The sequence below is a fragment of the Mesorhizobium sp. B2-4-17 genome (assembly GCF_006441275.1).
Taxonomy (GTDB): domain Bacteria; phylum Pseudomonadota; class Alphaproteobacteria; order Rhizobiales; family Rhizobiaceae; genus Mesorhizobium.
Map to the genome: position 1 here is coordinate 72,139 of NZ_VFUX01000017.1, position 11,364 is coordinate 83,502.

11 protein-coding genes are annotated in these 11,364 nt (G+C 62.3%); all 11 read left to right on the forward strand.

Annotated elements, in window-relative coordinates:
* The first annotated feature begins 2 nt into the window (after window positions 1-2).
* Window positions 3-1,046 carry an NADH-quinone oxidoreductase subunit NuoH gene (gene nuoH, locus FJ548_RS15210; RefSeq protein WP_140610477.1) on the forward strand — a complete coding sequence of 348 codons (1,044 nt, stop codon included), beginning with the start codon at window positions 3-5 and terminating at the stop codon, window positions 1,044-1,046.
* A gap of 205 nt (window positions 1,047-1,251) precedes the next feature.
* Entirely contained in the window at window positions 1,252-1,743 is a 492-nt protein-coding gene (nuoI, locus tag FJ548_RS15215; RefSeq protein ID WP_140610478.1) for an NADH-quinone oxidoreductase subunit NuoI, read from the forward strand.
* 232 nt (window positions 1,744-1,975) lie between these two features.
* The gene (locus tag FJ548_RS15220; protein WP_140610479.1) at window positions 1,976-2,596 is read left to right on the forward strand and encodes an NADH-quinone oxidoreductase subunit J; all 621 of its coding nucleotides are present in this window, start codon (window positions 1,976-1,978) and stop codon (window positions 2,594-2,596) included.
* A 1-nt stretch (window position 2,597) separates the two neighbouring features.
* On the forward strand, window positions 2,598-2,906 hold the full coding sequence (nuoK, locus tag FJ548_RS15225; RefSeq protein WP_019858930.1) for an NADH-quinone oxidoreductase subunit NuoK: 309 nt from the start codon (window positions 2,598-2,600) through the stop codon (window positions 2,904-2,906).
* A 9-nt stretch (window positions 2,907-2,915) separates the two neighbouring features.
* Entirely contained in the window at window positions 2,916-4,889 is a 1,974-nt protein-coding gene (gene nuoL, locus FJ548_RS15230; RefSeq protein WP_140778273.1) for an NADH-quinone oxidoreductase subunit L, read from the forward strand.
* The gene (locus FJ548_RS15235) at window positions 4,889-6,394 is read left to right on the forward strand and encodes an NADH-quinone oxidoreductase subunit M (RefSeq protein ID WP_140610481.1); all 1,506 of its coding nucleotides are present in this window, start codon (window positions 4,889-4,891) and stop codon (window positions 6,392-6,394) included. Before nuoL ends, FJ548_RS15235 begins: the two co-directional genes overlap by 1 nt.
* Window positions 6,395-6,413: 19 nt before the next feature.
* Window positions 6,414-7,850, forward strand: coding sequence for an NADH-quinone oxidoreductase subunit NuoN (nuoN, locus tag FJ548_RS15240; RefSeq protein ID WP_140778274.1), 1,437 nt, complete (start codon window positions 6,414-6,416; stop codon window positions 7,848-7,850).
* A 168-nt stretch (window positions 7,851-8,018) separates the two neighbouring features.
* Window positions 8,019-8,840: a biotin--[acetyl-CoA-carboxylase] ligase gene (locus FJ548_RS15245; RefSeq protein ID WP_140778275.1), complete on the forward strand. Its 822-nt coding sequence runs from the start codon at window positions 8,019-8,021 to the stop codon at window positions 8,838-8,840.
* Window positions 8,841-8,861: 21 nt separating this feature from the next.
* A complete protein-coding gene (locus FJ548_RS15250) occupies window positions 8,862-10,532 on the forward strand; it encodes a ribonuclease J (protein ID WP_140778276.1) in 1,671 nt (556 codons plus the stop codon).
* Window positions 10,533-10,648: 116 nt separating this feature from the next.
* Window positions 10,649-11,053, forward strand: coding sequence for a methylmalonyl-CoA epimerase (gene mce, locus FJ548_RS15255; RefSeq protein ID WP_140778277.1), 405 nt, complete (start codon window positions 10,649-10,651; stop codon window positions 11,051-11,053).
* The gene (locus FJ548_RS15260) at window positions 11,050-11,334 is read left to right on the forward strand and encodes a DUF1467 family protein (protein WP_010910093.1); all 285 of its coding nucleotides are present in this window, start codon (window positions 11,050-11,052) and stop codon (window positions 11,332-11,334) included. The genes mce and FJ548_RS15260 overlap by 4 nt, the downstream gene beginning before the upstream one ends.
* Window positions 11,335-11,364: the final 30 nt, after the last annotated feature.

Here is an 11,364-nt window from a genome sequence, read left to right on the forward strand (position 1 = left end):
GCATGGACACTTTCTTCTTCCTCTATGTGGCGCCGGCGCTCTGGATTCTGGCCGAGTCGGTGCTCCTCATCGTCGTGCTTCTGATCGGCGTCGCCTACCTGCTCTATGCCGACCGCAAGATCTGGGCGGCGGTGCAGCTGCGTCGCGGCCCGAACGTCGTCGGCCCGTGGGGCACGCTGCAGGCCTTCGCCGACCTATTGAAGTTCGTTTTCAAGGAACCGGTGATCCCGTCCGGCGCCAACAAGGGCGTTTTTCTCCTCGCGCCGTTGGTTTCTGCCGTGCTGGCGATCTCGGCCTGGGCGGTCATTCCGGTCAATGAGGGCTGGGCGATCGCCAACATCAATGTCGGCATCCTCTATGTTTTCGCCATCTCCTCGCTCGAGGTCTATGGCGTGATCATGGGCGGCTGGGCGTCGAACTCGAAATATCCTTTCCTCGGCGCGCTGCGTTCGGCAGCGCAGATGGTGTCCTACGAAGTCTCGATCGGCTTCGTCATCGTCACCGTGCTGCTGTGCGTCGGCTCGCTCAACCTGTCCGACATCGTGATGTCGCAACAGGATGGGCTGGGCACCAAGCTCGGCCTGCCCAACACCTTCCTCGACTGGCACTGGCTGTCGCTGCTGCCGATGTTCGTCATCTTCTTCATCTCGGCGTTGGCCGAGACCAACCGCCCGCCCTTCGACCTGGTGGAAGCCGAGTCGGAACTGGTCGCCGGCCATATGGTCGAATATTCGTCGACGCCGTTCCTGCTGTTCTTCCTCGGCGAATATGTCGCCGTCGTGCTGATGTGCGCGCTGGCCACCATCCTGTTCCTCGGCGGCTGGCTGCCGCCGTTCAACTTCGCGCCCTTCACCTGGGTGCCCGGCGTGATCTGGTTCGTGCTGAAGATCTGCTTCATGTTCTTCATGTTCTCCATGGTGAAGGCCTTCGTGCCGCGCTACCGCTATGACCAGTTGATGCGGCTTGGCTGGAAGGTGTTCCTGCCGATCTCGCTGTTCATGGTGGTCGCCACCGCCGCCTTCCTCAAGATCGCGGGGTTTGCGTGATGAGTAATTTGTCTGTCGGCTTTTTGGGAGCAATTGTCGGCCTTCTTATCGCGTTGTTCGAATATCTGGTTCTGCTGCCTCGTATTTTGAAGCAACTAAGTGCGGACGCTGTAAAGCCGATAACATTTGTGTTTCGTGTCGTGACGCCCATCCTATTTGGATGTGCGGGCTATTTCATTGCAATAAACCTGTATGGGAGCGGCCAATGAACGCGCTAGCTCAGGCCGCCAAATCGCTGCTGCTGCAGGATTTCGTCAGCGCCTTCTTCCTGTCGATGCGCCAGTTCTTCGCGCCGAAGGAGACGATCAACTATCCGCACGAGAAGGGGCCGGTGAGCCCGCGTTTTCGTGGCGAGCATGCGCTGCGCCGCTATCCCAACGGCGAGGAACGCTGCATCGCCTGTAAATTGTGCGAGGCGATCTGCCCGGCGCAGGCCATCACCATCGAGGCCGGTCCGCGCCGCAATGACGGCACGCGCCGCACGGTGCGCTACGACATCGACATGGTGAAGTGCATCTATTGCGGCTTCTGCCAGGAAGCCTGCCCGGTCGACGCCATTGTCGAGGGGCCGAATTTCGAATTCGCGACGGAAACGCGCGAAGAGCTCTACTACGACAAGGACAGATTGTTGGCGAATGGCGACCGGTGGGAGCGCGAACTGGCGCGCAACATCTCGCTGGACGCGCCCTATCGGTGATTGGCGTCCTTCTCCCCGTTTACGGGGAGAAGATGCCGGCAGGCAGATGAGGGGCGGCGCCAAGGTCGCCAATCTTTGCGCTGCCCCTCATCCGGCCCTTCGGGCCACCTTCTCCCCGTAAACGGGGAGAAGGAACAAGAAAGTGGACGGCGCAACGTCGCCCGTCTAAGGAACACGCGAATTCGGACCGGAGTCGGGACGGAGTCGGAATTAGGAACCCCGGGGGAACCCCATGCTGAGTGGACTAGAGGCGGCCTTCTTCTACCTCTTCGCCTTTGTCGCGGTGGCGTCGGCGTTCATGGTCATTTCGTCGCGCAACCCCGTGCATTCGGTGCTGTTCCTGATCCTGACCTTCTTCAACGCCGCCGGCCTCTTCATGCTGACCGGCGCCGAATTCCTGGCCATGATCCTGCTCGTCGTCTATGTCGGCGCGGTCATGGTGCTGTTCCTGTTCGTCGTCATGATGCTTGACGTCGACTTCGCCGAGATGAAGGAAGGCGCCCTGCAATACGCACCGATCGGTGCGCTGGTCGGGCTGATCCTGGCGGCGGAACTGATTGTGGTGCTGGGCGGCTATACATTCGCGCCGCAGCTCGCCACGGCGGTCTCGAAGCCCATTCCGGATCTCGCCGCCCGCTCCAACACGGCAGCTTTGGGCGACATCCTCTACACCGACTACCTCTACTACTTCCAGGTTTCGGGCCTCATCCTGCTGGTCGCCATGATCGGCGCGATCGTGCTGACGCTGCGCCACAAGGAAGGGGTCAAGCGGCAGTCGATCGCAGCCCAGGTCGCCCGCACCGCGGCGACCGGGATGGAAATCCGCAAGGTCAAGTCGGGCGAAGGAGTCTGAGATGGTCGTCGGCATCGCACATTATCTGACCGTATCGGCGATCCTGTTCACGCTCGGCGTGTTCGGCATCTTCCTGAACCGCAAGAACGTCATCGTCATCCTGATGTCGGTCGAGCTGATCCTGCTTGCGGTCAACATCAATTTCGTCGCCTTTTCGGCCGCACTTGGCGATCTGGTCGGCCAGGTGTTCGCGCTGTTCGTGCTGACGGTCGCGGCGGCCGAGGCTGCGATCGGGCTAGCCATTCTCGTCGTCTTCTTCCGCAACCGCGGCTCGATCGCGGTCGAAGACGTGAACATGATGAAGGGTTGACGGGCTATCATGTATCAAGCGATCGTCTTCCTTCCGCTGCTCGGCTTCCTGATCGTCGGCCTGCTCGGCAATTCGCTCGGCGCCAAGGCATCGGAATACATCACCTCGGGCTTCCTGGTGATATCAGCTGTCCTGTCGTGGGTCGCCTTCTTCACCGTCGGCTTCGGCCATGGCGAGGTGTTCACCGTGCCGGTGCTGCGCTGGATCCAGTCCGGCGGGCTGGAGGCTTCCTGGGCTCTCCGGATCGACACGCTCACCGTGGTGATGCTGGTGGTGGTCAACACCGTCTCGGCGCTGGTTCACATCTATTCGATCGGCTACATGCATCACGATCCGGACAGGCCGCGCTTCTTCGCCTATCTGTCGCTGTTCACCTTCGCCATGCTGATGCTCGTGACGGCCGACAACCTCGTGCAGATGTTCTTCGGCTGGGAAGGGGTGGGCCTCGCGTCCTATCTGCTGATCGGCTTCTGGTACAAGAAGCCCTCGGCCAATGCCGCGGCCATCAAGGCCTTCGTCGTCAACCGCATCGGCGATTTCGGCTTCGCGCTCGGCATCTTCGGCGTGTTCGTGCTGTTCGGCTCGGTCAATCTCGGCACCATCTTCGCCAATGCGGCAACATTCATTCCGGCTGAAGGCGCGCCGCAGGGCGCCGCCGTGCTGACCTTCCTTGGCCATGCGCTGGACAAGCAGACGGCGATGACCGTCGTCTGCCTGCTGCTCTTCATGGGTGCCATGGGCAAGTCGGCGCAGGTGCCGCTTCACACCTGGCTGCCGGACGCCATGGAAGGCCCGACGCCAGTCTCCGCGCTTATCCATGCCGCCACCATGGTGACGGCCGGCGTGTTCATGCTGGCGCGGCTTTCGCCGCTGTTCGAACTGTCGCATTCGGCACTGACGGTGGTGACCTTCATCGGCGCCTTCACTGCCTTCTTCGCGGCGACCGTCGGTCTGGTGCAAAACGATATCAAGCGCGTCATCGCCTATTCGACCTGCTCGCAGCTCGGCTACATGTTCGTGGCGCTGGGCGTCGGCGCCTATGGGGCTGCGATCTTCCATCTGTTCACGCATGCCTTCTTCAAGGCTTTGCTGTTCCTCGGTTCGGGCTCGGTCATCCATGCCGTTTCCGACGAACAGGACATGCGCAAGATGGGCGGCCTGAGAAAGCTGATCCCGACCACCTACTGGATGATGGTGATCGGCACGCTGGCGCTGACCGGTGTCGGCATTCCGGTGACCGTCATCGGTACCGCCGGCTTCTTCTCCAAGGACGCAATCGTCGAAGCGTCCTTCGCCGGCCATAATTCGGTTGCGGGCCTTGCCTTCGTGCTCCTAGTCATCGCCGCCTGCTTCACTTCCTTCTACTCCTGGCGGCTGATCTTCATGACCTTCCACGGCCAGGCGCGGGCGAGCCATGAGGTGATGCACCACGTCCATGAATCGCCGCCAGTCATGCTCGGGCCGCTTTACGTGCTGGCGGCCGGGGCGCTGTTTGCCGGCATCATCTTCCACGGCGCCTTCATCGGCGAGGGCTATGCCGAATTCTGGAAGGCCTCGCTGTTCACGCTCCCGGACAACCACATCCTGCATGAGATCCACGAATTGCCGCTCTGGGTCGAACTGTCGCCCTTCATCGCCATGCTGATCGGCCTGGCGGTGGCGTGGAAGTTTTACATCCGCTCGCCGGAATTGCCCCCGAGCGTCGCCGCCAACCATCGCTTGCTTTACGCCTTCCTGCTCAACAAGTGGTATTTCGACGAACTCTACGACTTCCTATTCGTGCGGCCCGCCAAGCGTCTTGGCCATTTCCTGTGGAAGACCGGCGACGGCACCATCATTGACGGCCTTGGTCCGGACGGCATTTCGGCGCGGGTCGTCGATGTAACCAACCGCGTCGTCAAGCTGCAGACCGGCTATCTCTACCACTATGCCTTCGCCATGCTGATCGGCGTTGCCGCACTCGTCACCTGGATGATGCTCTGATGACCGCCTGGCCAATCCTCTCGCTGGTCACCTTCCTGCCGCTGGTTGGTGTTCTGCTGATCCTGTTCATCAACGATGACAGCGAAAACGCACGCCGCAACATCCGCGCCATCGCGCTGTTGACCACGGCGTTCACGTTCATCGTCTCGCTGTTCATCTGGACGGGCTTCGACAATTCGCAAGCCGGCTTCCAGTTCGTCGAGAAGGCGGCCTGGCTCGACTCCGGAATCTCCTACCATATGGGCGTCGACGGCATTTCCATGCTGTTCGTCATCCTGACGACCTTCCTGATGCCGCTCTGCATCCTGGCGTCGTGGGACGCGATCGAGAAGCGCGTCAAGGCCTACATGATCGCCTTCCTGCTGCTGGAGACGCTGATGATCGGCGTGTTCTGCGCGCTGGATATCGTGCTGTTCTACGTCTTCTTCGAAGCCGGCCTGATCCCGATGTTCATCATCATCGGCGTGTGGGGCGGCAAGCGGCGCGTCTATGCCTCGTTCAAGTTCTTCCTCTATACGCTTGCCGGCTCCGTGCTGATGCTGCTCGCCATCATGGCGATGTTCTACCAGTCCGGCACGACCGACATTCCGACGCTTCTGACGCATAGTTTCCCGGCCAATATGCAGACATGGCTGTGGCTTGCCTTCTTCGCTTCCTTCGCGGTGAAGATGCCGATGTGGCCGGTGCACACCTGGTTGCCGGACGCGCACGTCGAGGCGCCGACGGCCGGCTCGGTGATCCTGGCCGCTATCCTCTTGAAGATGGGCGGGTACGGCTTCCTGCGTTTCTCGCTGCCGATGTTCCCGTTGGCGTCCGAAATGTTCGCGCCGCTGGTGTTCACCCTGTCCGTCGTTGCCATCATCTACACCTCGCTGGTGGCGTTGATGCAGGAGGACATGAAGAAACTGATCGCCTATTCCTCCGTCGCCCATATGGGCTTCGTCACCATGGGCATCTTCGCCATGAATCAGGAAGGCGTGCAGGGCGCGATTTTCCAGATGCTCAGCCACGGCCTCGTCTCCGGCGCCCTGTTCCTGTGCGTCGGCGTCATCTACGACCGCATGCACACGCGTGAGATCGCCGCCTATGGTGGACTGGTCAACAACATGCCGAAATACGCCACTGTGTTCATGGTCTTTACCATGGCCAATGTGGGGCTGCCCGGCACCAGCGGCTTCGTCGGCGAGTTCCTGACTATGCTCGGCGTGTTCCGCGTCAACACCTGGGTGGCGTTCTTCGCCGCCACCGGCGTCATCCTGTCGGCCGCCTATGCACTCTGGCTCTATCGCCGGGTGATCTTCGGCGCGCTGACCAAGGACAGCCTGAAGGGGCTGCTCGATCTGTCGCCGCGCGAGAAGGCAATAATCTACCCGCTGGTCGTGCTGGTCATCTTCTTTGGCGTCTATCCCGCTCCCGTCTTCGACGCGACGGCCCAATCGGTCAAGTCGCTCGTCACCAATGTCACCGCATCCATCGGCGCCGCGCAGACCGCGGCGGCGAATTAACCCAAGGGTTTTGCGAACCATGACGCCGGACCTTCTCTCCAGCCTGTCGCTCTCGACGCCCGAGCTGATCCTTGCCATCGGTGCGCTCGCGCTGCTGATGGTCGGAGCCTATTCCCGTTCCAACACCGCCAATACGGTGACTGGCCTTGGTGTCGCCGTACTGGTCATATCAGGCGCCTGGCTGATCTTTTCGACCGGGCAGGGCAATGCCTATGGCAACGCCTTCGTCCAGGATTCCTTCGCCCGCTTCATGAAGGTGCTGGCCCTGGTCGGCTCTGCGGTGACGCTGATCATGTCGATGCGCTTTGCCAAGGCGGAACGTTTCGACAAGTTCGAATATCCGGTGCTGATCCTGCTGTGCACGCTCGGCATGATGCTGATGATCTCGGCCAACGGCATGATCGGGCTCTATCTCGGCCTCGAACTGCAGTCGCTGGCGATCTACGTGCTGGCGGCGATCAACCGCGACAATCTGCGTTCGACCGAGGCCGGCCTGAAGTATTTCGTCCTTGGCGCGCTGTCGTCCGGCATGCTGCTCTATGGCATCAGCCTGGTCTACGGCTACACCGGCAATACCGGCTTCCACGAGATCGCCACCACACTCGGCGGCGGCGGGCGTCAGCTTGGCCTCGTTTTGGGCCTGGTCTTCGTGCTGGCCGGCCTTGCCTTCAAGATCTCGGCGGTGCCGTTCCACATGTGGACGCCCGACGTCTATGAGGGCGCGCCGACGCCGGTGACCGCCTTCCTGGCGGCCGCCCCGAAGATGGCGGCGATGGCGCTGATTGTGCGCGTCACCATGGGCGCATTCAAGCCGATCGCATCCGACTGGCAGCAGATCATCGTCTTCATCTCGATCGCTTCCATGGCGCTCGGTGCCTTTGCGGCTATCGGCCAAACCAACATCAAGCGGCTGATGGCCTATTCCTCGATCGGCCACATGGGCTACGCGCTGGTCGGCCTTGCCGCCAACAGCCAGGCTGGCGTGCGCGGCGTCGCCATTTACATGCTGATCTACCTGGTGATGACGCTCGGCACCTTCGCCTTCATCCTCGCCATGCGGCGCAAGGAAGGCAATGTGGAGCAGATCAGCGACCTGGCGGGCCTCGCCTCGACCAATCCGATCATGGCGACGATCCTCACCATCCTGATGTTCTCGCTGGCCGGCATTCCGCCGCTCGCGGGCTTCTGGGGGAAGTGGTATGTCTTCCTCGCCGCCATCAATGCCGGCCTCTACGCGCTGGCCATCATCGGCGTTCTGGCCTCGGTGGTGGGCGCCTACTATTATCTGCGCATCATCAAGATCATGTGGTTCGATGAGCCGGTTGGCGGTTTCGTGCCGATGGCCAGCGAGTTGCGCCTCGTGCTCGGCGTCTCCGGCGCCTTCGTGCTGTTTTATGTGCTGATCGGCGGACCGATCGGCACCTATGCCGAAGCCGCCGCCAAGACCTTCTTCTAGCTGGTGAGTAAGTTTGACATTCGCCTCTCGGGACGCACCAAGTGGTGCGCGAATGTCAAATTTGAAAACTCCACTGGAAACTCATATTTGGCTGGTGGTCCTTTGATTCTGACATTCGCTCACTGCGCTGCTGGAACGGGATGCGAATGTTAGAATCGGACCACTAGTATGGCATTTCGGCTGGCTCCAACCTCAGTCTCGGAAGGGTTCCGGCTCGAAGCGCATGACAGCATCGGCTCCACCAATACGGTGGCGCTCGATCATGCCCGGGCAGGCGACCCGGGCAGATTATGGGTGGTTTCCAAAAAGCAGGAAAGCGGGCGCGGCAGGCGCGGCCGCGCCTGGGTGTCGCCCGAAGGCAATCTGGCGGCGACCTTGCTCGTCATCACCGGTGGTGAGCTCCGCCTTGCCGCGACGCTGGGTTTCGTTGCCGGCCTCTCGCTTGCCGATGCGCTCGACGCGGTGGTGCCCAAGCGCCGCATCGCCATCGGGCTCGATGGCGCGAGCCAGGGACAAAACCGTTTCGAGTTGAAATGGCCAAACGACGTGCTTGCCTCCGGCGCCAAGCTCGCCGGCATCCTGCTGGAATCGGCCGTTCTGGACGGCGGCCGCTTCGCGGTCGCGGTCGGCATCGGCGTCAATGTCGTGGCGCACCCCGAGGACGTACCTTATCCGGCGACATCGCTGCACGCGCTCGGTGCGGCTTGCGACGCGGAAACACTGTTCCTGGCGCTGTCGGATGCGTGGAGCGAGAATGCACGGCTGTGGGATGAAGGGCGCGGCCTTGCCGCCGTCAGGCGGCGTTGGCTGACACGCGCAGCGGGACTTGGCGGTGAGGTTGCTGTCAGAATTGACGGTAATGTGGTGCGTGGCGTGTTCGAGACCATTGACGAGGACTGTCGTTTCGTGATCCGCGACGATGAGGGGACTGTTGTGACGATCGCCGCCGGCGATGTGCATTTCGGCGCGGTTGCATCCGCCCGGGTATAATGGGCTTGGAAGGGAAAAATCATGGCGAAAGCGGAAAACGCCGAACTCGTCTTCGTGCCGCTCGGCGGCGTTGGCGAGATCGGCATGAACTTCGCCCTCTACGGCTACGGCCCGCCGAGCGCGCGCGAATGGATTGTCATCGATGTCGGCGTTACCTTTCCGGACGCCGCGCATCCGGGCGTCGACCTGATCCTGCCCGACACGCGCTTCATCGAGGAGAACCTCGCCAATCTGCGCGGCATCGTCATCACCCACGCGCATGAGGATCACTATGGTGCGCTGCTCGACATCTGGCCGAGGCTGAAGGCGCCGGTATGGATGACGCCGTTCAGCGCCGGGTTGCTGGAAGCCAAGCGGCAAGGCGAGCAGGGCGCGCCGAAGATCCCGCTGACGATCTACCGCGCCGGCGAGAAATTCACCGTCGGCCCCTTCGAGATCGAAGCCATTCCGGTCGCGCACTCCATTCCCGAGCCGATGTCGCTGGCGATCACGTCGCCGGCGGGCACCGTCATCCACACCGGCGACTGGAAGATCGACCCGGAGCCGACCATCGGTCCCAAGACCGACGAGGCGCGCTTTCGCGCCTATGGCGACAAGGGCGTGCTGGCGCTGATCTGCGATTCGACCAATGCGCTGCGGGAAGGCGATTCGCCTTCGGAAGTCGCCGTCGGCGAGGGCCTCAAGGGCGTCATCCAGGCCGCCAAGGGCCGCGTCGCCGTCACGACGTTTTCCTCCAATGTCGGCCGTATCGTTTCCATCGCCAGGGCGGCACGCGATGCCGGCCGCCAGTGTCTCGTGCTCGGGCGCTCTCTGAAGCGCGTCATCGACGTGGCCGACGAGCTCGGCTACATGGACGGCCTGCCGGAGTTCATCGCCGAGGAGGATTTCGGCTTCATCCCGCGCGAAAACCTGGTGATCATCTGCACCGGCAGCCAGGGCGAACCGCTGGCAGCGCTTGCAAAACTGTCGCGTGACGAGATGAAATCGGTGTCGCTGACGGCGGGCGACACGGTGGTGTTTTCGTCGCGTACCATTCCCGGCAACGAGAAGGCGATCCTCGAGATCAAGAACCGCCTCATCGATCTTGGCATCAAGATCATCGAGGACGGCGACGCGCTGGTGCATGTCTCCGGCCATCCCCGCCGCAGCGAATTGCGCAAGATGTACGAGTGGGTGCGCCCGCAGATCGGCGTCCCCGTCCATGGCGAGGCTGCGCACCTGGTGGCCCAGGGTTCGCTGATGTCGACCTCCGGTATCGGCCAGGTGGCGCAGGTGCGCGACGGCGACATGCTGAGGCTCGCGCCGGGACCCGCGACCATCATCGACCAGGTGCCGTTCGGCCGTATCTACAAGGACGGCAATCTGATCGGCTCGGATCAGGCGATGGGTATCCGCGACCGGCGCAAATTGTCCTTTGCCGGCCATGTCGCGGTCAATGTCGTGCTCGACGAGAAATATGAGCTGGCCGGCGATCCCGACCTTGTCGCCATCGGCGTCGCCGAAGCCGATGCCAGCGGCGAAACGCTGGAGGACCTGATGATCGACGCCGCCGTCGGCGCGGTCGATTCGATTCCTCGCCAGCGCCGAAAGGACCTCGACCTCGTGCAAGAGGCGGTGCGGCGCGCGGTGCGTGGCGCGGCCAACGAAGCCTGGGGCAAGAAGCCGCTGGTGACGGTTTTCGTCACCAGGTGACGAACAAGGGAGTAGGGGAGTAGGGCGATAAGGCAGTAGGGTAGGAGCCGAGAGTAGATCGGATGCCTCCTCGTAGACTGTCTTCCGTACTGCCCTATTGCCTCGAGAGAAAGCCAATGCTCGGACGTCTCAACCATGTCGCGCTTGCAGTGCCGGATCTGGCCGCCGCCGCCGCTGCCTACCGCAACACGCTCGGCGCCGACGTGACGGAGCCGCAGGCATTGCCGGAGCACGGCGTCACCGTGGTGTTCGTCAATGTCGGCAACACCAAGATCGAACTGCTGGAGCCTTTGGGCGAGAGCTCGCCGATCGCGGCGTTTCTCGCGAAGAACCCGACCGGCGGCATGCATCATCTCTGCTACGAGGTCGACGATATCCTGGCCGCGCGTGACCAACTCAAGGCCGCCGGCGCCCGCGTGCTGGGCGATGGCAATCCGAAGACCGGCGCCCATGGCAAGCCGGTGCTGTTCCTGCATCCGAAGGATTTCTTCGGCACGCTGATCGAACTGGAGCAATCATGAGCTGGGTTTCGTTCACCGCCCTGTTTTTCGCGACCTGGTGGGTGGTGCTGTTTGCCGTGCTGCCGTTCAGTGTCCGCACGCAGGATGATGATCACGACGTGACGCTGGGCACTGTTCCAAGCGCGCCGCGCGGGCCGCACATGCTGCGCGCCGTGATCCGCACCACCATCGCCACGGCCATTCTCATGGGCATCTTCTATGGCCTGACGCACGGGCTGGGATACAGCCTCAACGACATCCCGCACATCGTGCCGGATTTCGGTCAGACTCCAGCGAAGTAGATCGCCCGGCAAGGGCGCTGCGCTGCATCG